Here is a 23,558-nt window from a genome sequence, read left to right on the forward strand (position 1 = left end):
ATTGCGCCTGCGTCCGACCCGTTAGCCGGACGCAGCGCGATTTTAGTCGCAATGCTCATCTCACAAGCCTGCGACCGCGGGCCGCCGGCCGTCCGGCGCCCCCGCGGAGGGCCAGCCGCGAAGCGGCGATGCGGCCCGTGAGCGAGAAGTTATGCCGCCTTCTTCTTTGGCTGGATCAGCCCGCGCTCGACCAGCAGCTCCGCGATCTGAACCGCGTTGAGTGCCGCGCCTTTGCGCAGATTGTCGGAGACGATCCACATCGACAGGCCGTTGTCGATGGTCGAATCCTCGCGGATGCGCGAGATGAAGGTGGCGTCCTCGCCAGCCGATTCCAGCGGCGTGATGTAGCCGCCGTCCTCGCGCTTGTCGATGACCTGGCAGCCCGGCGCCTCGCGCAGGATCTCGCGCGCCTCATCGGCGGTGATCGGCTTCTCGAACTCAATGTTGACCGCTTCCGAATGGCCGATGAACACCGGCACCCGCACGCAGGTCGCCGTCAGCTTGATCTTGGGATCGAGCATCTTCTTGGTCTCGGCCACCATCTTCCATTCTTCCTTGGTGAAGCCGTCGTCGAGGAAGACGTCGATATGCGGGATGACGTTGAAGGCGATGCGCTTGGTGAACTTCTTGACGTCGACGGAATCGGCGACGAACACCGCCCGCGTCTGCGTGAACAGTTCGTCCATGCCTTCCTTACCGGCGCCGGAGACCGACTGGTAGGTGGCGACGACGACGCGCTTTATGGTGGCGAAGTCATGCAGCGGCTTCAGCGCCACGACCAGCTGCGCCGTCGAGCAGTTCGGGTTGGCAATGATGTTCTTGCGTGTGAACAGCGAAATCGCATCCGGGTTCACTTCGGGAACGATCAGCGGCACGTCCTGGTCGTAGCGGAAGGCCGATGAATTATCGATGACGACGCAGCCCTGCTTGCCGATCTTCGGCGACCATTCCTTGGAGACGTTGCCGCCGGCCGACATGATGCAGATGTCGGTGTCGGAAAAATCATATTGGTCGAGCGTCCGGACCTTCAGCGTGCGGTCGCCGAACGACACTTCCGTGCCCTGGCTGCGCCGCGAGGCCAGCGCCACCACCTCGCTCACCGGAAAGCCGCGCTCTTCCAGTATGTTGAGCATTTCCCGGCCCACATTGCCCGTGGCGCCGACGATCGCAACCTTGAAACTCATCGAAATCTCCTGTCCCTCTCCGCTCGGTTTCTGGAGAAAACCCGCCGGCCAATGCGGGTTTCACCCCGGGCCGGACCCGGGAGAGGGTGGTTAGGCCAAGGGAATCAGACCGTTTTGGTGGTCGTTTTACCGGTTTTTTTGACCAAGAACGTGGTTTTGCTGGAACGGAAAGGCGCACCGAGACGTCCGGCCCAATGGTTCGCATTGGGGCCGGGGATGTCGAAGGCAAGAAGCGCCATCAAAAGGCCGCGCATCGAAAACTATCCCGTTCGGTGCCGGCTTTTACGCGGTTTGCGTAAGGAGTCAATCGCAACCAGGCGGATCGCCCGCCCTGTACAATGAGGGCGGCACGAAGTACGAACGGGCATCGTTTGGCTCGTGGCGCCCGTCGTGGCGCTTGCCGACATCAGACCCGTCGCCGGGCATTTAAGAATCCGAATTTCGAAAGAAGCATATGTCCAACTTCGAAGCTATTGTCCCCGCGCTGGCAAAGGCGCTGGAAAAACGCGGCTATGTCGAGCTGACACCGGTGCAGAAAGCGGTTCTTGAGCTCGGTCAGGCCGATGCGCTGGTTTCAGCCCAGACCGGCTCCGGCAAGACCGTCGCTTTCGGACTGGCCTTGGCGCCGACGCTGCTCGACGGCGCCGAGCGCTTTTCCCACGCGGCGGCACCCCTGGCGCTGGCCGTGGCGCCGACACGGGAGCTGGCCCTGCAGGTGACGCGCGAGCTGGAATGGCTCTACGAGCTGACAGGCGCCACGGTGTCGTCCTGCGTCGGCGGCATGGACATGCGCACCGAGCGACGCGCGCTGGAGCGTGGCGCCCATATCGTCGTCGGCACGCCCGGCCGCCTGCGCGACCACATCACCCGCAATTCTCTCGACATGTCGGCGCTCAAGGCAGTCGTGCTCGACGAGGCCGACGAGATGCTCGATCTCGGCTTTCGCGAGGACCTGGAATTCATCCTCGACGCCGCCCCTGCCGAGCGCCGCACGTTGATGTTTTCCGCGACCGTGCCGCGCTCCATCGCCACGCTGGCCAAGGGCTACCAGCGCGATGCCGTGCGCATCTCGGCCTCGGGCGAGGAGAAGCAGCATCTCGACATCGAATACCGGGCGCTGGGCGTCGCGCAGGCCGACCGCGAAAACGCCATCATCAACGTGCTGCGGTACTATGAGGCGAAGAACGCGCTGGTGTTCTGCAACACGCGTGCCGCCGTCAATCACCTGACAGCGCGCTTCAACAACCGCAACTTTTCCGTCGTGGCACTGTCCGGCGAGCTGAGCCAGAACGAGCGCAGCCACGCGCTGCAGGCGATGCGCGACGGCCGCGCCAAGGTCTGCATCGCCACTGACGTCGCGGCGCGTGGCATCGACCTGCCCAACCTCGAGCTGGTGATCCATGCCGACTTGCCGACCAACCCGGAGACGCTTCTGCACCGAAGCGGGCGAACGGGACGGGCGGGGCGCAAGGGCGTCAGCGCGCTGATCGTGCCCAACAATGCCCGCAAACGCACCGAGCGGCTGCTGCAGAGTGCCGGCCTTGCGGCGACCTGGGCGAGCCCGCCCTCGGCCGACGACGTGATCCGGCGCGATGACGAGCGCATTCTCGCCGACCCGGTCCTCAGCGAGCCTATGAAGGATGAGGAGCGAGGCTTCGTCCAGGCGCTTCTCGATCAGCACGGACCCGAACAGGTCGCCGCAGCCTTCGTACGGATGTGCCGCTCCAGCCGCTCGGCGCCGGAGGATCTTCTCGACGTCGCACCGTTCACGCCGTCGGGCGAAAAATTTGCGCGCCGGGACGAGGCACCGAGCCGCCGCGACGATTTCGGCGACAGCGTCTGGTTCTCGCTGTCGGTCGGACGCCGGCAGAATGCCGAGCCGCGCTGGCTGATCCCGATGCTGTGCCGGACAGGCGGCATCTCCAAGCGCGAGATCGGCGCCATCAAGATGCAGCCGGAAGAAACCTTCGTGCAGATCGCGGCGGACTGGGCCGAGCGCTTCCTCGCCGCGATCGGCCCCGACCGCAAGCTGCAGGGCAACATCGCGGTCAAGCGGCTGGACGGCACGCCGGATTTGTCGCGGGCCGGCTATCAGGAGCCGCGCCCCGACAAGAAGCCGCACCGCGGCAAGCGGACATTCGATCAGAACGCGCCCAAATTCGAGAAGCGCGCACCGGCTGACCAGCGCCCGGCATTCGAGGCAAAGCCCTGGGCCGGCAAACCGACCAAGGCGAAATTCGAAGGCGGACCGGCGAAACACAAGAAATCGAAGAAACGGCCGGGGTGAATAGCCTGCCCCTTCCATTTCGCGCACGCCCCTTGCGGTCTACCGGAACTTTGCACAGTCTGGGGCAGGGCAATGGGGTGGGCAGGACATGCGCGGCGAAGTTCTTCACTATGACGAGGACCAGGCCTTCGGTTTCATTACCGGGGCCGATGGCAACCGCTACAGCTTCGCGCGCGAGGACTTGCGCCGCCAAGCGTCGGTTGCCGGAGGCACGACCGTCGAATTCCAGCCGGCTGGCGGACGGGCACGCGATGTTTTTTCGATCCACGCCCAACCTGCCAGTGCACCCGCCCGTGCCTCCGCTGCAACCGCCGCCCCATCTCAGGCCGGCAATGCGCCCGCGGCACGTCAGCCGCAACATTTCGGCCGTTCCGCTGAAAATCAAACCGCCGAATCCACCGGCCTGTGGAGCTACTTCTCGCGTGGCCTGACCGAAAATTATTTCAACTTCGCCGGCCGTGCCCGCCGCAAGGAATATTGGGGCTATTGCCTGTTCTGGACGATCGCGCTGATCGTGGCGATAGGATTCGGCGTCTTCATCGACGACGCCATGGGCAATCTCGACAACAGTGAATTGCCGGCAGTGACGGTCGGCCTTTGCGGCCTCTTCCTGCTGGCGACAGCCCTGCCGTGGTTCGGGCTCAACGTGCGCCGCCTGCACGATATCGGCCTGACCGGCTGGCTCTTCCTGCTTTTCCTGATCCCGACCTTCGGCACCGTGATCATCCTGATCTTTGCGCTGATCCCGACCCAGCCGCGTGAAAACCAGTGGGGTCCGGTGCCGGCGGGTGTCCAAATCTAACCGCGGGAGTGCCGCCGCATCGGCGGCAGTCGCCCAGCGGACGTCGACCTACACAGGATCAGCCCAGGAACTTGGCGATGATCGCGTCGCCCATCTCAGCGGTGCCGACCTCGGTCATCCCCGGCGAATGAATATCCCTGGTGCGCAGGCCGTCGTCGAGCACGGCGGCGATCGCACCTTCGAGCTTGTCGGCTTCAGTCACCATGCCGAAGGAATAGCGCATGCACATGGCGAAGGAGGCGATCATGGCGATCGGATTGGCGATGCCCTTGCCGGCGATGTCGGGCGCCGAGCCATGCACCGGCTCGTAGAGCGCCTTGCGCTTTTTTGTCTTGGCATCCGGCGCGCCGAGCGAGGCCGACGGCAGCATGCCGATCGAGCCGGTCAGCATGGCGGCGATGTCGGACAGCATGTCGCCGAACAGATTGTCGGTGACGATGACATCGAACTGCTTGGGCCAGCGCACCAGCTGCATGCCGCCGGCATCGGCGAGCATATGGTCGAGCTTGACGTCGGCATACCTGGCCTTTTGCGTCTGGCTGACGACCTCGTTCCACAGCACGCCCGATTTCATCACATTGCGCTTTTCCATCGAGGTGACGTGGTTCTTGCGCGTGCGTGCCAATTCGAAGGCAACGCCCGAAATGCGCTCGATCTCGAAAGTATCGTAGACCTGGGTGTCGATACCGCGCTTCTGGCCGTTGCCGAGATCGATGATCTGCTTCGGCTCACCGAAATAGACGCCGCCGGTGAGCTCGCGCACGATGAGGATATCGAGCCCCTCGACCACCTCCTGCTTGAGCGAGGAGGACGCCGCCAGCGCCGGATAGCAAATGGCGGGTCGAAGATTGGCGAACAGCTCCATGTCCTTGCGCAGCCGCAGCAGACCCGCCTCCGGGCGCACCTCGTAAGGCACGGCATCCCATTTCGGTCCGCCGACGGCGCCAAACAGCACCGCGTCCGCCGCCATTGCCTTGGCCATGTCGGCATCGGAAATCGCCGCGCCATGTGCGTCGTAAGCGCAGCCGCCGACAAGGCCCTCATCGGTGACGAAATCGCTGCCGAGCTTGTCGTTCATAGCGGCGATCAGCTTCTTCACCTCGGCCATCGCCTCGGGGCCGATGCCATCGCCGGCAAGCAGGAGAAGATTTTTCGAAGCCATGTGGAACCGTCCTGTGTCGTGAGCCGCGGCCTTGCTAAACGCCAAGCAGCCGGCGCGCAAGCCTGCGGTTCAGAGCATCGGACTCAAAGTGGAAACCGGTTTTGGGAAAATCCGATGCTCAAGACAAAACGCCTACAGATGCGAAAGGATATTGACCAGCCTGCCGAACGGGTCGCGCACGAAGAAGCGCCGCACGCCCCAGGGTTCGTCCGCCGGACCGTATTCGATGGCAAAGCCGGCCGTCCTCATGCTTTCAAGCGCGGCATCGACGTCGTCGACTTCGATAGAGATGTCCGGCACCGGCGTTCCTGATCCCCCTTCGGCCATGAAACTGACCTGTACGGACATCGTCTCTTGCGAGCCATAGGTAGCGATCCAGCCCATATCCATCTTGAGATCGAGGCCGAGCACATCCCGATAGAAGGGTTTTGCCGCCGCGATATCCTGCGTGTCTATGTTTGCAACGATGCGTCTGACCTTCACCATGGGCCGATCCTCGTGCTAACCGTATCGTTGTCACAACCGTGACAGGTATCAGGCTGTGCGCCGCAGCGCCGTCACCTCGATCTCGATCTTCATTTCCGGCTTGTTGAGCTGGCACACGATCATCGTCGCTGCCGGCCTGATCTCGCCAAACGCCTCGCCGAGGATCGGGAACACCACATCTACGAAAGCCGCATCGGTGATGTAGTAATGTGCCCGCACCACGTCAGCCATTTCGAAGCCGCCATCTCGCAACGCCTTGGCGATCGTCGTCAGGCAATTGCGCGTTTGTGCCTCCACGGTCTCCGGCATCGACATGGTCGCATAATCGTAGCCGGTCGTTCCGGACACGAAACACCAGTCGCCCTGCACCACGGCGCGCGAATAGCCGGCGGTCTTTTCGAAGGGCGAACCGGTGGAGATCAGTTTTCGCATGGGTCCTCCGCAAATCGTCGCGGATATCTTGCAGGGAACGAGCCGATCCCGCCATGGGCCAGATAGAACTGACGGTTGTTATGAGTCTCCCGCCTCGACAAAGCCCTCTCGTCCAAGGCGTGGTGGTCACTGCGCTTTGCAAAAGTACCTAATTCGCCGACCCCAGCGCCTTGTCCAGCGCTTCCTTGACGTCGGCCGGCCATGTACTCACCGCTGGCCACGCGTCCGGCTCGGGCTTGTCGCCGCGGCGGGCGAAATAGAGCTTGTGCTTGACCGGGTCGACCGCCATGAAGCCGTCATTGCCGCCGCAATCATGCGGCACGCAGCCGCTGGCAAAGAAGGCACCCGACGCGGTTTTTTCCGTGCCGCCGCCGACCAGCAGGCTGGTCGCCATGTCGGGCATGTCCTTGCCAAGCAGCGTCTCCGCTTGCTTGTAGACAGCCTCGTTGTGGAAGGCGTCGATGATGTTGTCGTATTTCGACGGATCGACGTCTTTCCAGTCGGTGCCCGGCTCCGGCATGTAGGTGAGATTGCCGGAAGTCATCAGTCCGGCTGTCGGCGACCATTGCAGCGCCGGCTTGGAATCGCCCGGCAGCAGATAGGGCACGAAATAGATGGCGCTGTCGGAGATCGCGGTCGGCGGCGCGCCGCATTCGTCCTGCTCGACCGTGACCGTCTGGATCGTGCCGCCTTCCGGCTTCCACACGATCACCTTGGCCGGGCCGCATTGATTGCCGCCGTCGCCGACATCGATCAGCGCCACCTTGACGCCGCCGACCTCGACGATCTTGTCGAAGAAGACGTCGTAATTGCGCGCCAGTTCCTTGCCGTCGAAGGCGAGCACCCGTTCCCCGTACTCTTCCTCCTGGGTGATGGTCAGTTGGCCGCCCTCGAACGGGATCGGCGCCTGTTTGTCATTGTCGGCTAGGGCCGCATTGCTCAACGCGCCCTGGTCGGCGGCCCTGCCGGGCGCATCGTCAGCCGGCACGAGCACCATGTCGGTCTGTGCATGCGCGCCAGCCACCGGCATCAGAATCCACGCCAGCGCGCAGGCGCCGACAAGAAGCGAACGTGTCATGACTGTCCCTCCGTTCAGCCGCCACGAACCCGGCCTGTCGCGGCCGGGGCATCGTACCGCTCAGGCCCAGGGGCGCTCAGCGGCGTTCCTCTTCTCGAACGAAGCGATGGCGCCGGCTTTTTCCATGGTCAGGCCGATATCGTCGAGCCCGTTGAGCAGGCAATGGCGCTTGAACTCGTCGAGGTCGAACTTGACCACGCCGCCGTCAGGCCCACGGATTTCCTTGGCCTCCAGATCGACCGACAGCGTCGCGTTCGAACCGCGCGAAGCATCGTCCATCAGTTTCTCAAGATCTTCCGGGCTGACGGTGATCGGCAGGATGCCGTTCTTGAAGCAATTGTTGTAGAAAATGTCGGCGAACGAGGTCGAGATGACGCAACGGATGCCGAAATCGAGCAGCGCCCACGGCGCATGTTCCCGGCTCGAGCCGCAGCCGAAATTATCGCCGGCGACCAGGATCTGCGCCTTGCGGTAGGCCGGCTTGTTGAGCACGAAGTCCGGGTTTTCCGAACCATCGTCCTTGTAGCGCATTTCGGCGAACAGGCCGGTGCCGAGTCCGGTGCGCTTGATCGTCTTGAGATAATCCTTGGGGATGATCATGTCGGTGTCGACATTGACGATCGGCATCGGCGCGGCGACGCCGGTGAGCTTGGTGAATTTTTCCATGTCCTTGCCCGTCTTCTTCTTGTTGCGGGAAATTGCTGGCGCCCGGTTTACACAAAGCCGCGGGCAAATAAAAGGCGGCTGTTTTTGGACCTCCGTCGTCGATCGAAACGCAAGATCGGTACAAAACAGCTTCAAAACCACCGGCCCATGGTGCACTTTTGTCGACATGACAACGCGATCCAAGGTCCTCTACGCCAGCGAACCGGGTCTCGGCATCGCCGAGTTCCGCCGCGTTCTGGTGGAATCCGGCCTCGGCGCCAATCGCCCCGTCGATGACGACACCCGATTGAACGCGATGCTGTCAGGGGCCAATTTGGTGCTCACCGCGCGTCTCGATACAGAAGGCAAGCCGCTGGTCGGTGTTGCCCGCGGTGTTACCGATTTCTCGTGGGTCTGTTACGTTTCCGAGCTCGCCGTTTGCAAATCGGCGCAAGGGCTCGGCATCGGCAAGGGCCTGCTTGATGAAGCGCGCCGGCAACTCGGGCCTTCCGTTGCCATAAGCCTGATTTCCATGCCCGACGCCGTCGGCTTTTATGAGCGCATCGGCATGAAGCGCGTGTCCGACGCGTTCTGGTTCGACCGCAAGCGCTGACGCGTTGCCTTGCCAGCTAGTGGATCGAATCTAACGTTTGGTGCCCGCGTTTGACCGCGGCGGCGATCCTGTCGGGGTCGGCGGTCCAGATGAAGGGTCTGGGCTGCTGGTTGTGCTCGGCGAGGAAGGGGTAGATTGCCGCCCTGGAGGTCGACCACCGAGTGAAAGACGCCGCGCTTGAGCGGCGCTTCGACAAGTGCGGGTGGCCGAGGGCGATCGCCCAGTCGGCGTCCTCGGCGACTACGGCGGCTGCTGATCCTCGAACCAGAATGATGACTGGCGTCGCGAGATGGTTCCCACCGACGGCAAGGGAAAATGCGACGTCATTACGATGCGGCCATTGTCCGAGCAAGCCTCCAGGAATGCCCATCTCGTCCGACGTGCCTGGTCAGGGTCCGTGTCGTACCGAAAGCTCCAGTCAGGGTATATGCATTGCATCGGCCAATGCATGAGATCGCCGGAAAACACTGCCCCTACGCCTCGAGATTTCAGGCCGATGGCTACGTGCCCCGGGGTGTGGCCCGGCGTCGGTTCCAGCCACACTTCGCCATCGAGTTCATAATCCATATCGACAAGCACAGCCCGACCAGCCTCGACGATTGGCAACACATTGTCCTCATAGGTCCGATCTTCGTCATCACCGGAGGCCGCCTGTGCGGCCTCGAACTCGCGCCGCGCCATGATGTAGCGGGCGTTCGGGAATGTCGGTATCCAACGCCCGTCCACCAATCGTGTGTTCCAACCGCAATGGTCGACATGAAGATGGGTGCACAGCACATAGTCGATCTGCTCGGGAGCAACACCTGCATTTGCCAGGCGCTCCAAAAAGGTGCCGTCATTGCGGCGATGCCAATGGGGGAAGTATGCGAACGTCTTATCGTTGCCGACGCAACTGTCGACCAGAATGGTGTGGTGTCCGGTACGAACAAGAAAACTCTGGATGGGAAGAATAAGCCGGCCGGTTGCAGGCGATATTAATCGCGGCGTGAGCCAATGAAGATGCGGTTCGAGCGCTTCATCGGTGCAGTCGGGAAACCATTCCGACGGCGTCCGCAGGGGGTCGCACATCTCCAGAATTCTGGTTATCCAGATATTCCCGATTCTCCAGTCATCCACTGACTGCATCCTTCTTCGATCGAGGACGGATCACTAGAGATAACATTTGCGGCCAGATGGCGTCAGACATTTCTGCCTGTAGGAGAAGGAGCGCTCGCGATGTGGCCGCGCTCACGATCGGGTACCAAGCGTTAGAACTTAACCACTAGTGGTCGAAATCTGACGCTTGGTTCCGGGGCCGTAAGCCCGCTCAGGGTGGAAAGCGGACGCTACCATGTACTTTTTGGCAAAGCGCTCAGTGCGCGCGTGACGCAAGGTGAATTTCAAGCGGCTTTGAGATGAGGCCTTTATCAACGATGGCTTCAAGCGTCTGCTTCGTCAGACTGATATCGTCATATTGCTGCGGAACCGACAGAATTAACCCACCCTCTTCGGGCGTGGCATAAAACACTACATAGCCTTTCGCCTCACTGGCGAGTGGGAAGGCGATAGTATTGATTTCAGTATCCATTACTCGCTTGCCAAAGAAATAATTGGCACGATTATTCTGCTGACGTAATTCAAACTCCTGATGCTGGAGAACAGAGTATATACGTTTGTTCTCCGGTGACTCAGGGTCGTTGCTTCATCCAGAGAATGGGATAATTGCGAACATCAACACTGAAAGTGCCTTCCAACTAGTGGAGGTCAAGTCAAATTCCTGCTTTCCATGGCTCTTTAAGTATCTGCCCTAGATGTCCGAAATGAGTCGGCAGCGGTATTCCGTTTCGGGTACCAAGCGTCAGGTTTTGACTACTAGCGTGCGGACTTTTGATATCAGCGGGACAGCCCCCCTCTGTCCGGCAGGACAGAGGGGGTGGGCGGGAACTCGACAGAGCGGCTTATTCTGGGCGGCCTTCCCTCAAATCACGTTCAATTCACGAAACGCCCGCCCCTCAGCGACACGGCTATACCCAAACGCCGAGCAATCCACCGTGCGATAGCCGCCATGGACGATCAGTTCGGCCAGCGCTTTGCCGACCGCCGGCGCCTGCTGCAAGCCGTGGCCGGAAAAACCGTTGGCGAAGAAGAAATTGCCGACCTCGGGATGCGAACCGATCACCGCGTTCTGGTCGAGCGTGTTGTAGTCGTAATGGCCGACCCAGGCGCGCGTCGGCTTGATCGCCTCGAAGGCTGGAATGCGGGTCGCCAGCACCGGCCAGATCACCTCTTCGAACAGCGGCCAGTCGGGTTCGAAATCTGTGGGGTCGGCGGGGCCTTCGCCCTCTTCCGGCTCGGCGCCGCCGGTGATGTAGACCGAACCTTCCGGCCGGACATAGATGCCGCTCGGGTCGACCAGCAGCGGCATGTCGTCATATTTTTCGCGCGCCTCGAAGACGAAGACATTGCGCTTGCGCGGCTCCACCGGCAGCGCCAGCCCGGCCATTGCTGCCACCTTGCCGGCATTCGGCCCGGCAGCATTGACGACGATGCCGGCCTCAAGCCGCTCGCCATTTTCGAGGGTCACACCGGTGACGCGGCCGCCTTGCCGCTCGATGCCGGTCACCGACGCCGTGATGAAGTCGATATCCTTCGTCCGCAGCGCCTTGCGGAACAGCATCAGCATCGCATGCGCGTCGAACCAGCCCTCGCCGCTGCGGCCGTAGGCCCCGGCACTGATACCCTCGGCCGATAGCCACGGAAACCGACGAACAAGCGCCTCGGCATCCTCGAGCACGATGTCGGCGCCCTCGGCCATCTGCGCCTCGTGGTTGGCCTGCAGGATAGGCAGCCCGTTTTCGCCGGCAAGGATCAGATAGCCGCCTTCGCGAAAGCCGATATCGGCGTCCGCCCCGAATTCTTCCTTCAACCGCCGGAACAGTTTCAGCGTGAACTGCGACAGCCGGATGTTTTCAGGGATCGAGAACTGCTGGCGGATGGAGGCGCAGGACAGCGTTGTCGCCGCATGGGAAAATTGCGGGTCGCGCTCGACAACCGCGATCGGGCCCGAAAACCCTTCCTCGCGCAGATAATAGGCGACCGAGGAGCCGACGATGGCTCCGCCGATGATGATGATGTCGTAATGCACCTTTTTCGCCCTTCCGGTCTGAACCGCCGAGTCACGCCGCCGGCAGGATGATCTCGAAGCGCGTGCCGCTCGCCGAGTCAACCAGCCGGATCGTGCCATCATGCGCTTTCAGGAGGGCCAGCACGATGCCGAGGCCCATGCCGGTGCCGCCGGAATCGCGGCGCGTGGTGAAGAACGGCTCGAAGATGCGGCCTCGGTTGCTGGGCGAAATGCCGGCGCCGTCATCGTCCACCACAATGGTGGCCTTGCCATCCGCGCTTGCTGCCGTGACCGAGACCAGCGTCGCGCCGTGTCGCGCCGAATTGTCGATGAGATTGGCCAACACGATCGCGGCGTTTTCGGCCGATATGCGCAGGCCGATATCGGCGCCCGCCTCGAGGCGCACCGCCAGCCTGTGGTCGGCCGGCAGCAGCGCCAGTGCCGGAGCGAGTGATGTGCCTTGGCCGCTGGGCTCGAGATTTTCGGCACGCGCAAGGTCAAGCAGGCGGCGCACCAGCAGATTGAGCCGGCCGGCATCGGTGACGATATTGTCTGAAAAACGCCGCCGCTCGGCCTCGTCCATCGCGCCGCCCGAATCGCGCAGCAGTTCGGCTGCCCCCTGGATCGCCGTCAGCGGCGATTTGAGTTCGTGCGAGACGTGGGTGGCGAAGGTCTGGATGCTGTCGGAGCGCGCATGCAGCTTTTCGGCCATGTCGAGGAAGGCCGCGGAGAGCGCCGCCATTTCGCGCGTGCCGTGGTGATCAAGCGGCCTGCTCGCCTCACGGTCGCCGGCGGCGATGCGCTCGGTGCGCTCGATCAGTGCATAGATCGGCCGGCTGACGGTGCGCAGGAAGACCAGCCCGATCAGCAGCGTGCCGCCGAGGATGGCGATTGCCGCCAGCGCCACCTTGCCGCGCTCGCCAAAGAGATGCTTGACGATGTTGTTCGGCGTCCGCGACAGATAGACCACGCCGGCGACCTTGCCGGAGACCGCAACTGGTATGGCGACGAAGACGCGGACTTTGGTGCCGCGGCTGACCGAATAGAGCGGCGGCGATGGCTGGTCGGGAACCCGCAGCCTGAGCGCGCTGGCGTAGCGGCCGGCAAGCGCTGCGCGAACCTCTTCGACCGCGGCGAGCGACAGGCCGGCCTCCTCGCGGCCGGCAATGACCACGCCGCTGGGATCGAGCAGCCGAAAGCCGGCCAGCGTGGTTTTCTGCGTCTCGGCAAGAATGCCCGACAGCCGCGCGCCGATTGCCGCGAAGGCAGGATCGACGCTGGCCGCCGTGGCCGCGGGCCGGGTCGGCAGTATCCTGTCGGACGCAAGATCGAGGCGCGGTTCGATCGGCTGGTAGGCAGAAGCCCGATCCCTTGTACTGGGTGGAGGCATGGGTGTGCCGAGCTTTTCCGGGGCAAGGCCGGCCTCACGGACCTCTAGCGCATAGATCGCGGCAAGGGCGGCACCTTGCGCGATCAGCTCGGCCTCGGTCTGGCGGATCAGCTGGTTCTCGTACAGCCGGAAGAAGAACAGGCCGGCCAGCGGCAGTGCCATGACCATGATCAGGATGGCAATGACGACCGTGGCAAGCCGTGGCCGCCATTTGCTGCCAATCCGTTCTTGGGCGCTCACGCGCCGCATTTGCCGAGCCGGAAGCCGACGCCATGCACGGTCTCGATTGCATCGACGCAGCCGACCGCCGCCAGCTTGGCGCGGATGTTGCGGACATGGCTGTCGACGGTGCGGTCGGCGACGTGGATATTGGCAGCATAGGCATTAGCCATCACCATGTCGCGGCCGAGCACATGCGCGGGACGCGCCAAAAACCCTTTCAGGATCGCGAATTCGATGCCCGTCAGCACCAGCGGCTTGCCGTCGAAGCTGGCTGTATGGCTTGCCGGCACTAAGGCCAGTCTGCCATGCGAGAATTGCCGATCGTCGGCATGTTCGGGCGCAGGCCGGGCGCGGCGCAGGATGACGTTGACGCGGGCGACCAGCTCGCGCGGGCTGAACGGCTTGGTGACATAGTCGTCGCCGCCCATTTCCAGCCCGAGGATGCGGTCGATCTCTTCATCCCGCGCTGACAGGAACAGCACCGGCACGTCGGATGTGTGGCGCAGCCGCCGGCACACTTCCAGCCCGTCCATTTCCGGCATGCCGATGTCGAGCACGACGAGATCGGGCGCGCGGCGTTCGATCGCCTGCAAGGCAGCCGCGCCGTCCGGCACCGCCAGCGTCTTCATGCCGGCCTTTTCGAGCGCGAAGCAGATGATTTCGCGAATGTGCGGATCGTCGTCGGCGACCAGTATGTGGTGCGGCATCAAATCAGCGGCCCGGCATGAAGGGTTCGGACATCGGAGGAACCACGAACGGGATACGTGTGTCGAGAGCACGAAGGCGCCGCCAGTCGCGAAAGCTCCAGGCGCGCCAGTTTTCTAGGCCGGCGCGGTAGCGGACCTCGTCCTGCCCAAGCAAACGGGCGAGTTCGCGGTACGAGGAAACGCTGGCCGCATTCGTCCTGCCCTGATGCTGGAGGAAACGGTCGAGCGCCGGCCAGGCGCTGGGACCGAGCGTACGCAGATACCAGAAATCGAGTTCGGTGCCTTGGCCGGTCATTTCGAATGAGTGCTCGACATTGTAGTTGGCGATCAGCGCCGCGAAGTTCACGAAGCAGCAGGCATAGAGCGTCATTGAAAGCGTCAGAAGATTGGCGGAAAGCAGCCATTCATTGGATTTTTCGAACGCGATGCGGGCGATGATCAGGGCAAGGCCCGCCGCCACCAGTCCCATCCAGACGAAGGCGGCGATGCGCCAGTAGGTCAGCGCGTAGATGCCGATATAGAGGTCGAGCCGCAGGATCGACGAGATGACCAGCACGATGTTCTGCGCCACCCAGACGTAGACCAGCCGGCGGATGAGCGGATCGCTGGAGGTCGTGCTGCCCGGCCGCAGCGCCGCCAGGACGAAGCCAGCTGCGAGCAGCGCTGTGATGATCAAGGGATAGGCGCCGCGATGCGCATAGGCGGCGTAGGTCAGCCCGTCGGGAAGCGCGATGCCGCCCCACAGATAGGTGGCGTCGAGCGCGGTCTGCATCGCGAAAAGGATGTTGAAGACGACCAGCGCACGAAGAATCGCGGCCTTGCCGAAGATGATGTCCTCGATCGCCTTGGCGGGTTTTGTCGTCGCCCGGCCGACAGGCACAGGCGACAGCACACGCGGAATGGAGCGGAGAAAGCGCGGTAGGCGCGGGCGCAGAAAGGCCCAGACGCCGACCAGCACGAACAGCCAGAAGGCGAGACGCGGCAGCTGGATGAGCTCGAGCAGTGCCATTAGGTCGATCAGCGACAGCCAGTATTCGACGACCGGATTGGCGGCGCCGAACAGCGCGAGAAACACCGCGCCGAGGCTTAGCGGCATGACCCAGACGGCAATCGTCGCAAGGCGCACGCGCCGTCGGCCAAGCTGCCGGGCCGCCTTGCGCCAGCGAAAGAAATCCAGGACGAACCGAAAGGGCGTTGCAAGCAGGAATAGCGAGAGTTGGCCGGCAATGCGGGCAACCCCGTGCTTCAACCGCCCGGCCAGCGAAAGCGCGAAGACGGCCAGCGCCGCCAGCCCGATCGAGACGGACAGCGCACTGACATTTTCCGCGACCGGCAGCAGCGCCACAAGCAGCGCAACTGGCTTGAACCAGGGCCTGCCATCATTGAAGGAGCCGAGAGGATGGACAGCCATGCTCGTGGTGGCAATCGCAACGCCGAACAGGAAAAGCGTGATGCCGGCCGGTTGGCTATAGAAGAAAAAATCGGCCAGCGCGACGAGCAGGACGGCAACGCCGAAGCGGCTGCAATAGCTCGGCGCCGGCGTGAGGAACGCTGTCATGATCGGGCTTTCTCGGCCGCTTTGATGCGGCCGGAATATCTGGGCGGGGATTTGCGGACGAAAGGGAGGAGGTTTGCCGGGGGCGGATCGACAAGCCACCAGCTGTCGCGGCGAAGCCGGTACGGCAGGGACCAACGGCAATTTGTTTGCTCTTGCATGCCGCCCTTGTCGCATTCTGTCGGGTGGCAAGCGGGGCGGAGACGAGGAGATTTTCCGAAATTGCGTGCAGTTTTTATGCACGGCTTGCCTCGGCCGTCTGCAGGCGGCATAGATCGGACATGACTGCCGAACCCTCCCGCCCGCGCCGCTCGGTGCTTTACGTCCCGGCTTCGAACGACAAGGCATTGGCCAAGATCCGGTCGCTGGCCTGCGATGCCGTCGTCATCGATCTCGAGGACGCCGTCGCCCCGACCGACAAGCTTTCCGCGCGCGAAAAACTGGCGCGGATTTTCGCCGGCCGTTCCAACCGGCGCTGCGAGATGGTTGTGCGCATCAATGCGCTGTCGAGCGAATGGGGCGCCGACGATCTGCTGGCTGCGGCAAAATGCGCTCCCGACGCCATCCTGCTGCCCAAGGTCGACACGCCGCGCGACATTCTCGAGGCCGGTGACGTTCTCGACGAGAATTTTGCGCCGGACGAGGTCAAGCTATGGGCGATGATGGAGACACCCAAGGCGCTGCTCAACATCGGCCCGATCGCCGAGCTTGGCCGCGACCCAGCCTCTCGACTGGTTTGTTTCGTTGCCGGAACGAATGATCTGGTCAAGGACACCGGAATTCTCACCACGCCCGACCGGCGCTATCTCGTGCCGTGGCTGATGCAGATGGTGCTCGCCGCGCGCGCCGGCAGCCTCGACCTGCTCGACGGCGTCTTCAATGATTTTAGCGATATGGACGGGTTTGCGCGCGAGTGCACGGAAGCGGCCGCCATGGGCTTCGACGGCAAATCGCTGATCCATCCGGCCCAGATCGAGGCCGCAAACCGGGCCTTTGCGCCGTCGCCTGAAGCGATAGCCGAGGCGGGCGCGATCAAGGATGCCTTCGCGCTTGCCGAAAATACCGGCAAGGCGGTGATTGCGCTGAACGGAAAGATGGTCGAGCGGCTGCATCTGGCGCAGGCCGAAAAACTGCTGGCGAAGGCCGCCGCTGTTCGCGCATGATTGCAACTCACGACGGGATTGAAAATGAAACTCTACCGCTTTTTGTCCGGCCCGGACGACGCCAGCTTCTGCCACAAGGTGACGGCGGCGCTCAACAAGGGCTGGCACCTGTTCGGCTCGCCGACCTATGCCTATGACAAGAATGCCAAGACCATGCGCTGCGGCCAGGCGGTGGTGAAGGACATCGAAGGCCAGGAATACGGCCCCGACACCAAGCTCAGCGACTGGTAGCGCTGACATCGCTTCGGGTGCCCGCGAATGCGGGACACTTCTGGACGCTGGCGCGAAGGAACGCTGCGCTCTCCAGTCAAAACGACGTCACTCCGCTGCCTCTTCGATCTTCTCCATATCATCGTCCGACAGGCCGAAATGGTGACCGATCTCATGGATCAGCACATGGGTGACGATGTCGCCCAGCGTCTCCTCGTTCTCGGCCCAGTAGTCGAGGATGGCGCGGCGGTAGAGCGTGATCCGGTTCGGGCCTTCGCCGGTCTGCGGATTCCAGCGCTCGGCGATGCCGCGCCCCTCGAACAGGCCGAGCAGGTCGAAGGGCGTTTCCAGCGAAAGGTCGTCCATGATCTCGTCGGTCGGGAATTCGGCGATCTGAATGACGATCTCGCCGGTCAGCTTGCGAAACTCCTCCGGCAGATGGGCATAGGCCTCCAGCGCCAGGAGCTCGATTTCCTCCATCGTTGGCGAAAGCTGGTCGTGCCAGATGCGTGTTTGGTAGATGCGAGCCATGCTTTGTCCTTTGATCCCGGCATATAGGCTTTCGGGCCGGACTCGGCAAATGGTCGGGCTGGAGCGCCCGGACCATGCCATCAAGGCAGGAATAAATTCCCCATGACTCCGCTTGACTCTTTGGCCGCCCTCTGGAATCTATAGGAACATAACAGGAACAATTGTGAGTGGAAGCTGACCGTCATGGCGACAAGCGCCGTGGCGCGGGAGACTGTTTTTGCCCTGCGCCGCCAGATCGCGAAGATCGAAGGGACCTTGTCCGAGCGCCTGGAAGCGCCGGCCGGTTCGTCGTTTGACGCGGATGTGCCTCGCCAGAGTCTGGCATCCTCTCGGAATCCGACACCCGCTCGGAATCTGACGATTGTCCGTCGCGGCCTCGCCGTGGCGCCGCCCGATGCGTTTTTGCGCACCGGTGCCGAGCGCCTCGATGCTGCGCTGAGCGGCGGCCTGCCGAAGGCGGCGCTGAGCGAGTTTCATGGCGCCGCGACCCGCGATGCCGGAGCAGTCGCCGGTTTTGTCCTGTCGCTCATCAGCCTGATCCTCAGCCAGGGGCCGCGACTGCCGGTGCTGTGGATCGGCACATCCGAGGTTTTCCGCGAGGCCGGCTTTCCCTATGCCGGGGGGCTTCACGCCTTCTTCGGCATCGAGCCGGAGCAATTGCTGTTTTCCGAGGCGCCAAGGCTGCTCGATGCGCTGTGGGTCGCCGAGGAGGCCGCCAGGATGACGGCGCTGGCCGCAGTCATCCTCGAAATCCGTGGCAACCCGCAGCGGCTGGATCTCACCGCGACGCGGCGGCTGCACGCCCGGGCGCAGAGTGCCGGCCGGCCGCTTTTCCTGCTGCGCCAGGCCGGCGAGCCCGAGCCGACGGCAGCGCCCGTCCGCCTCATCCTGTCGGCGGCACCGGCGGCAGCGCGCGAGACGATCGCCGGGCCGCTCGCCGGCTCGATCGGCCGGCCCGCCTTCACCATCACCATCGGCAAGAGCCGCACTGCCTTGCCCGGAAAATTCACACTGGAGTGGAACCCCGATGAACGCATATTCGAAGAAAGACGGGGCGAGGAATGGGCAAAGAATCCTGTCCCTGTGGTTTCCACATCTCGCCGCCGAGAGGATCCTGCGGCAGCGCCTGGGGCGGTCCTGGCGTTCCCGGCCGTCGGATCACCTGCCGCTGGTGATCAGTCACCGCGACCGGAACGCCCAGCGCATCGCCGCCCTCGACGAGCGGGCCGAAGCGCTTAACCTGAAACGCGGCATGGGCATAGCCGATGCACGCGCCATGCATCCCTCGATCGACATCGTGGAGGCCGATCCGGAAGCCGACCGGCGCCTGCTCGAAGGCCTCGCCGACTGGTGCGACCGCTATACCCCGCTGGTGGCGCTCGACGGGGCCGATGGCCTCTATCTCGACGTCACCGGCTGCACCCATCTTTTCGGCGGCGAACGCTCGATGCTGGACGACATCCTGTCGCGTTTTTTCCATCAGGGCTTCGATGTCCGCGCCGGGCTTGCCGCCACGCCGGGCTCGGCCTGGGCGGCGGCGCGGTTTGCCGGCGACCGCATCGTTCCCGATGGTGAGGAGGAAGCGCTTCTCGCGCCCTTGCCGTTGGCGGCACTGCGCATCGATCCAGAGGTCCGCGCCAGCCTCGAAAGCGTCGGCCTGCGCACGGCGGGCGCCGTCATGGCGGCACCGCGCGCGCCGCTGGCCCGCCGCTTCGGCGCATCGCTGCTATTGCGCCTCGACCAGGCGCTCGGCCGCCTCGACGAAGCCGTGTCGCCGCGCCTGCCGGTCGCGCCGCTTTCGGTCGAACGCCACCTCGCCGAGCCGATCATGCTGACCGAGGACATCGAGCGGCTGACAGGCATGCTGGCGGCCACATTGAAGAAGGACCTCGAGCGTCGCGGCGAGGGCGCAAGGCGGCTGGCGCTGCTGCTCTTTCGCGTCGATGGCGGCGTCAGCCGCATCGCCGTCGGCACCTCGCGACCTTTGCGCGAGCCGCTGCTGATCCAGAAATTGTTTCACGAAAGGCTTGCCGCGCTCGAACAGGATATCGACGCCGGCTATGGTTTCGATCTCGTGCGCCTCTCGGTGCTGACCGCCGCCGCCTTCGACATGCAGCAGGCAGACCTTGCCGGCGAGACGAACGACGGGGGCGCCGACATCGCGCTTTTTGCCGACCGCATCCGCGCCCGGCTCGGCGAAGGCGCGGTCTTGAAGCCGGTCGCCGTCGAGAGCCATCTGCCGGAGCGCGCCGTCGCCGCCATTCCCTTCGCCGAAGCGCCGCAGAGAAGCTCGCCGCCGAAGCAGCCGGACAAGGTGAAGGATGCTCCCACGACCGTCTTCCAGCCGGAACGGCCGATCCGGCTTTTCCGTTCGCCCGAGCCGATCGAGGTGCCGGCCACCGAAATGCCGGAAGGCCCACCTTTGAACTTCCGCTGGCGGCGCGCGCTCTACCGGGTCGCGCGCGCCGAAGGGCCGGAGCGCATTGCGCCTGAATGGTGGCGAGAGGCGGCGGGACGGGAAGATGCGCCGACCCGGGACTATTTCCGCATCGAGGATGCCGACGGCCGCCGTTACTGGCTTTACCGCCAAGGCCTCTACGGCGCCTCGCAGCCCGCTCCGCGCTGGTTCATGCATGGAGTCTTCGCATGAATGCGCTGACAGCCGTTCCCTATGCCGAATTCGGCATCCAGTCGAACTTCTCGTTCCTGCGCGGCGCCTCGAAACCGGAGGAGCTGGTGGTCGCGGCGAAATTCATGGGGTTTTCAGCGATCGGGCTCGCCGACCGCAATACGGTGGCGGGCGTCGTGCGCGCCTGGCAGCAGGCCAAGGTGGAGGGTGTTTCCTATCATCCCGGCTGCCGCCTGGTATTTTGCGACGGCACGCCGGACATTCTCGCTTACCCGCAGAACCGCAAGGGCTGGGGCCATCTCTGCCGCATGCTGACGCAGGCCAATTTGCGCGACGAAAACGAAAAGGGAGCAACGCTTCTCAAACAAAGCGATCTTCTCGAATGGGGCGATCTCTTGTCGCTGGCCATCCTGCCGGATGTGTCGACGGGCGCGGCCGATAGCCTTGCTGTGCTTAGCCGGCTCACGGATCGCTTCGGCGAAAGCCTGCGGTTTGCGGTTTCGCCGGATTACCGCGGCAGCGACCGCTTCCGTATCGAGCAGGCGGCGGCGATGGCCGAACTGGCCGGCATCCCGCTGATGGCGACCAACGATGTGCTCTACCATACGTCGGAACGGCGCCCGCTGCAGGACGTGCTGACGGCGATCCGCCTCAATGTGCCCGTCGCCGAGGTGGGGCTGGAACTGGCGGCCAATGCCGAGCGTCATTTAAAGCTACCGCTGGAGATGGCACGGCTTTTCCGCAGGCATCCGCAAGCGCTGGCGGAAACGCTGCGTTTTGCCGGCGAGCTGAGCTTCTCGCTCAGTGACCTGCAATACAACTACCCCGACGAGCCGACGGAATCGGGCCTCGGGCCACAGGCCGAGCTGGAAAGGCTGGCCAAGGAGGGGGCCGCCATCCGCTACCCCTCGGGCGTGCCCGCTTTTGTGACGCAGCGCATCGAGGAGGAGCTCGCTCTGATCGAGCGCCTGAACTACGCGCGCTATTTCCTGACTGTCTACGACATCGTCAAATTCGCCCGCAGCCAGAACATTCTCTGCCAGGGGCGCGGCTCCGCCGCCAACTCGATCGTCTGCTTCTGCATCGGCATCACCGAAGTTGGCCCGGACAAGATCGACACGCTTTTCGAGCGCTTCATTTCCGAAGAAAGAAACGAGCCGCCCGACATCGATGTCGATTTCGAGCATGAAAAGCGCGAGGAGGTCATCCAGTACATCTATTCCAAATACAGCACCAAGCGCACCGCGCTGGCCGCCGCTGTCGTCAGCTACCGCGGCCGCTCTGCGGTGCGCGAAGTGGCCAAGGCGATGGGCCTGTCGGACGACGTCCGGAGCGCGCTGTCCAGTTCGATCTGGGGCTGGTCGACCTCGGAGCTCGGCGAAAAGGAGACAAAAGCCGGCGGCCTCGATCAGACCGATCCCTCGACAAGGCATGTGATCGAATGCGCCAACGAGATCATGGGCTTTCCCCGCCATTTGTCGCAGCATGTCGGCGGTTTCGTCATCACAAGGGACCGGCTCGACGAGATCGTACCCATCGTCAAGACGGCGATGGACGAGCGCAAGATGGTCGAGTGGGACAAGGACGACCTCGACGCGGTGAAAATCCTTAAAGTGGACGTGCTGGCGCTCGGCATGCTGACCTGCCTGCAGCGCGCCTTCACCCTGCTCCAGGATCATTATCCCGAGGCGCGGGACGCATATGGCCAACCCTATGTGTTGGCCACTCTCCCGGCCGAGGACAAACATGTCTACGACATGATCTGCCGCGCCGACACGATCGGCGTCTTCCAGATCGAATCGCGCGCGCAGATGTCGATGCTGCCGCGGCTGCGGCCGAAAAACTTCTACGATCTCGTCATCGAGGTGGCAATCGTGCGGCCCGGCCCGATCCAGGGTGACATGGTCCACCCTTATCTGCGCCGCCGGCAAGGCAAGGAAAAGCCCGAATACCCGAAGCCGGAACTGGAAAAAATACTCGGCAGGACGCTGGGCGTGCCGCTGTTCCAGGAACAGGCAATGAAGATTGCCATCGTTGCCGGCGGCTTCAGGCCGGGCGAGGCCGATGAATTGCGCCGCGCCATGGCCACCTTCAAGCGCACCGGCACGATCGGCAATTACCGCAAGAGGATGGTCGACGGCATGGTTGCCAAGGGCTACGAAAAAGACTTCGCCGAGCGTTGCTTCAAGCAGATCGAGGGCTTTGGCGAATACGGCTTTCCCGAAAGCCATGCCGCCTCCTTCGCCCTGCTGGTCTATGCCTCCTGCTGGTTCAAGACCTTCTATCCCGACGTGTTCTGCGCCGCGATTCTGAATTCCCAGCCGATGGGTTTTTACCAGCCGGCTCAGCTTGTCCGCGACGCGCATGATCATGGCGTCGAGATCCGAGAGGTCGACGTCAACTTTTCCGGCTGGGATTGCGCCTTGGAGCAATCGCCTTTCGATCCGGCCCGCATTCTCGACCGCCATGTTCAAATGCGCGGTGTCATCCGGACCAGCCATGCCGTCCGGCTTGGCTTTCGCCAGGTCAAAGGCCTGTCGAAGGAGCGCATGGAAGCATTTGTGGTGAGGCGCGGCGACGGCTACACATCCGTGCGCGATGTCTGGCTGCGCTCGGGCCTCAACGTCGACGAGATCGAAAAGCTGGCGCAGGCCGACGCCTTCCGCTCGCTTGGATTGAACCGCCGCAACGCTCTATGGGCGGTCCGCGCGCTCGACGGCAAGAGTGCCGCCGAAAAGCTGCCGCTGTTCGATCAGCCGGCGATCCGCTTGCGCGATCTCGAGCCTGAAACCCGGCTCCCGACAATGCCGCTCGGCGAGCACGTCGTCCACGACTACCGCTCGCTCGGCCTGTCGCTGAAGGCGCACCCGGTCGCCTTCCTGCGTCAAAGGCTGGATCGGTCCGGCGTCACGCCCAATGCGCGGCTCGGCCAGGTGCGGGACGGCCGGCGCGTTTCGGTCGCCGGCCTCGTGCTGGTGCGGCAGCGGCCGGGCAATGGCAAGGCGATTTTCCTGACGCTGGAAGACGAGAATGCGGTCGCCAACATCATTTTCTGGGAAAGGACTTTCGACCGCTTCCGCCCCATCGTCATGGGCGCACGTCTCATCCGCGTCACCGGCAAGCTGCAATCGGAATCGGACGTCATCCATATCGTCGCCGAGAAGGTCGAGGATCTGACGCCGTGGCTGTCGGTGCTGCTGGAAGAGGCAGGACCTGAGCCTTCGAGCCGTACAGACGAGGCTCGGCCGGGCAGCATCGCGCAAACGGAATTATTGGGAAAGGCGGAGAAGGTCATGCCCAAGGGACGCAATTTTCAATAGGCCCCCTGTCTTCGTCAGAGCGTTGCTGCGGTGCGGAAT

The 23,558-nt window shown here is 63.4% G+C and carries 22 protein-coding genes and 1 pseudogene; 8 read left to right on the top strand and 15 right to left on the bottom strand.

What is annotated here, in order from left to right; translation table 11 throughout:
- Window positions 1–149: 149 nt before the first annotated feature.
- Together NKI01_RS04840 and NKI01_RS04845 are read right to left on the bottom strand one after the other, a co-directional pair.
- Entirely contained in the window at window positions 150–1,184 is a 1,035-nt protein-coding gene (locus NKI01_RS04840) for an aspartate-semialdehyde dehydrogenase (RefSeq protein ID WP_023721916.1), read from the bottom strand.
- A 104-nt stretch (window positions 1,185–1,288) separates the two neighbouring features.
- Window positions 1,289–1,438, bottom strand: a complete 150-nt coding sequence (locus tag NKI01_RS04845; protein ID WP_023721917.1) for a hypothetical protein — start codon at window positions 1,436–1,438, stop codon at window positions 1,289–1,291.
- Window positions 1,439–1,638: 200 nt separating this feature from the next.
- Between NKI01_RS04845 and NKI01_RS04850 the strand changes: the two genes are divergently transcribed.
- Window positions 1,639–3,471, top strand: a complete 1,833-nt coding sequence (locus NKI01_RS04850; protein WP_352962062.1) for a DEAD/DEAH box helicase — start codon at window positions 1,639–1,641, stop codon at window positions 3,469–3,471.
- 88 nt (window positions 3,472–3,559) lie between these two features.
- On the top strand, window positions 3,560–4,273 hold the full coding sequence (locus NKI01_RS04855) for a DUF805 domain-containing protein (protein WP_352481083.1): 714 nt from the start codon (window positions 3,560–3,562) through the stop codon (window positions 4,271–4,273).
- A gap of 58 nt (window positions 4,274–4,331) precedes the next feature.
- Here the strand turns inward: NKI01_RS04855 and leuB are convergent, their stop codons facing one another.
- The 5 genes from leuB to leuD form a co-directional block, all read right to left on the bottom strand.
- On the bottom strand, window positions 4,332–5,435 hold the full coding sequence (gene leuB, locus NKI01_RS04860) for a 3-isopropylmalate dehydrogenase (RefSeq protein WP_352495996.1): 1,104 nt from the start codon (window positions 5,433–5,435) through the stop codon (window positions 4,332–4,334).
- A gap of 132 nt (window positions 5,436–5,567) precedes the next feature.
- The gene (locus tag NKI01_RS04865) at window positions 5,568–5,918 is read right to left on the bottom strand and encodes a VOC family protein (protein ID WP_352496012.1); all 351 of its coding nucleotides are present in this window, start codon (window positions 5,916–5,918) and stop codon (window positions 5,568–5,570) included.
- 51 nt (window positions 5,919–5,969) lie between these two features.
- A complete protein-coding gene (locus NKI01_RS04870) occupies window positions 5,970–6,353 on the bottom strand; it encodes a RidA family protein (RefSeq protein WP_352495997.1) in 384 nt (127 codons plus the stop codon).
- Window positions 6,354–6,501: 148 nt separating this feature from the next.
- Window positions 6,502–7,431 carry an Ivy family c-type lysozyme inhibitor gene (locus tag NKI01_RS04875; protein ID WP_352516119.1) on the bottom strand — a complete coding sequence of 310 codons (930 nt, stop codon included), beginning with the start codon at window positions 7,429–7,431 and terminating at the stop codon, window positions 6,502–6,504.
- A 60-nt stretch (window positions 7,432–7,491) separates the two neighbouring features.
- On the bottom strand, window positions 7,492–8,097 hold the full coding sequence (gene leuD, locus NKI01_RS04880; RefSeq protein WP_023721924.1) for a 3-isopropylmalate dehydratase small subunit: 606 nt from the start codon (window positions 8,095–8,097) through the stop codon (window positions 7,492–7,494).
- Between the two features lie 166 nt (window positions 8,098–8,263).
- Between leuD and NKI01_RS04885 the strand changes: the two genes are divergently transcribed.
- Window positions 8,264–8,689, top strand: a complete 426-nt coding sequence (locus tag NKI01_RS04885) for a GNAT family N-acetyltransferase (protein ID WP_352496013.1) — start codon at window positions 8,264–8,266, stop codon at window positions 8,687–8,689.
- A 16-nt stretch (window positions 8,690–8,705) separates the two neighbouring features.
- On the opposite strand, the pseudogene NKI01_RS04890 reads toward NKI01_RS04885, so the two are convergent.
- The 7 genes and pseudogenes from NKI01_RS04890 to NKI01_RS04920 all read right to left on the bottom strand — a co-directional run.
- Window positions 8,706–8,871 (bottom strand): annotated as a pseudogene (locus NKI01_RS04890) (IS630 family transposase); the annotation flags it as partial.
- Between the two features lie 58 nt (window positions 8,872–8,929).
- Window positions 8,930–9,805 (bottom strand): MBL fold metallo-hydrolase, encoded by an 876-nt coding sequence (locus NKI01_RS04895; protein ID WP_352481087.1) that lies wholly within the window; start codon window positions 9,803–9,805, stop codon window positions 8,930–8,932.
- Window positions 9,806–10,040: 235 nt separating this feature from the next.
- Window positions 10,041–10,256 carry a hypothetical protein gene (locus tag NKI01_RS04900; RefSeq protein WP_352962065.1) on the bottom strand — a complete coding sequence of 72 codons (216 nt, stop codon included), beginning with the start codon at window positions 10,254–10,256 and terminating at the stop codon, window positions 10,041–10,043.
- A gap of 390 nt (window positions 10,257–10,646) precedes the next feature.
- Complete coding sequence (locus tag NKI01_RS04905; RefSeq protein ID WP_352962068.1) at window positions 10,647–11,813, bottom strand: NAD(P)/FAD-dependent oxidoreductase; 1,167 nt, start codon at window positions 11,811–11,813, stop codon at window positions 10,647–10,649.
- A 31-nt stretch (window positions 11,814–11,844) separates the two neighbouring features.
- Window positions 11,845–13,344, bottom strand: a complete 1,500-nt coding sequence (locus NKI01_RS04910; protein WP_502899421.1) for an ATP-binding protein — start codon at window positions 13,342–13,344, stop codon at window positions 11,845–11,847.
- 74 nt (window positions 13,345–13,418) lie between these two features.
- Window positions 13,419–14,111 carry a response regulator transcription factor gene (locus NKI01_RS04915; protein ID WP_352481091.1) on the bottom strand — a complete coding sequence of 231 codons (693 nt, stop codon included), beginning with the start codon at window positions 14,109–14,111 and terminating at the stop codon, window positions 13,419–13,421.
- Window positions 14,112–14,115: 4 nt separating this feature from the next.
- Window positions 14,116–15,669, bottom strand: a complete 1,554-nt coding sequence (locus tag NKI01_RS04920; RefSeq protein ID WP_352962074.1) for a DUF4153 domain-containing protein — start codon at window positions 15,667–15,669, stop codon at window positions 14,116–14,118.
- A 278-nt stretch (window positions 15,670–15,947) separates the two neighbouring features.
- Here NKI01_RS04920 and NKI01_RS04925 point away from each other — a divergent pair, with 278 nt between their 5' ends.
- Both NKI01_RS04925 and NKI01_RS04930 read left to right on the top strand, forming a co-directional pair.
- Complete coding sequence (locus NKI01_RS04925) at window positions 15,948–16,829, top strand: HpcH/HpaI aldolase/citrate lyase family protein (RefSeq protein WP_352962077.1); 882 nt, start codon at window positions 15,948–15,950, stop codon at window positions 16,827–16,829.
- A 24-nt stretch (window positions 16,830–16,853) separates the two neighbouring features.
- Window positions 16,854–17,060, top strand: a complete 207-nt coding sequence (locus NKI01_RS04930; RefSeq protein WP_023721934.1) for a DUF1737 domain-containing protein — start codon at window positions 16,854–16,856, stop codon at window positions 17,058–17,060.
- A gap of 87 nt (window positions 17,061–17,147) precedes the next feature.
- On the opposite strand, the gene NKI01_RS04935 is transcribed toward NKI01_RS04930, so the two are convergent.
- The gene (locus NKI01_RS04935) at window positions 17,148–17,570 is read right to left on the bottom strand and encodes a metallopeptidase family protein (protein ID WP_023721935.1); all 423 of its coding nucleotides are present in this window, start codon (window positions 17,568–17,570) and stop codon (window positions 17,148–17,150) included.
- 183 nt (window positions 17,571–17,753) lie between these two features.
- On the opposite strand from NKI01_RS04935, the gene NKI01_RS04940 reads away from it, so the two are divergent.
- The 3 genes from NKI01_RS04940 to NKI01_RS04950 are packed head-to-tail and all read left to right on the top strand — an operon-like array spanning window position 17,754 to window position 23,519.
- Window positions 17,754–18,809 carry an ImuA family protein gene (locus tag NKI01_RS04940; protein ID WP_352481094.1) on the top strand — a complete coding sequence of 352 codons (1,056 nt, stop codon included), beginning with the start codon at window positions 17,754–17,756 and terminating at the stop codon, window positions 18,807–18,809.
- On the top strand, window positions 18,742–20,220 hold the full coding sequence (locus NKI01_RS04945; protein ID WP_352587983.1) for a DUF6504 family protein: 1,479 nt from the start codon (window positions 18,742–18,744) through the stop codon (window positions 20,218–20,220). The genes NKI01_RS04940 and NKI01_RS04945 overlap by 68 nt, the downstream gene beginning before the upstream one ends.
- On the top strand, window positions 20,217–23,519 hold the full coding sequence (locus tag NKI01_RS04950; protein ID WP_352496001.1) for an error-prone DNA polymerase: 3,303 nt from the start codon (window positions 20,217–20,219) through the stop codon (window positions 23,517–23,519). The genes NKI01_RS04945 and NKI01_RS04950 overlap by 4 nt, the downstream gene beginning before the upstream one ends.
- Window positions 23,520–23,558 lie beyond the last annotated feature (39 nt).

This window comes from Mesorhizobium sp. M0815 (assembly GCF_040319995.1).
Lineage (GTDB): Bacteria > Pseudomonadota > Alphaproteobacteria > Rhizobiales > Rhizobiaceae > Mesorhizobium.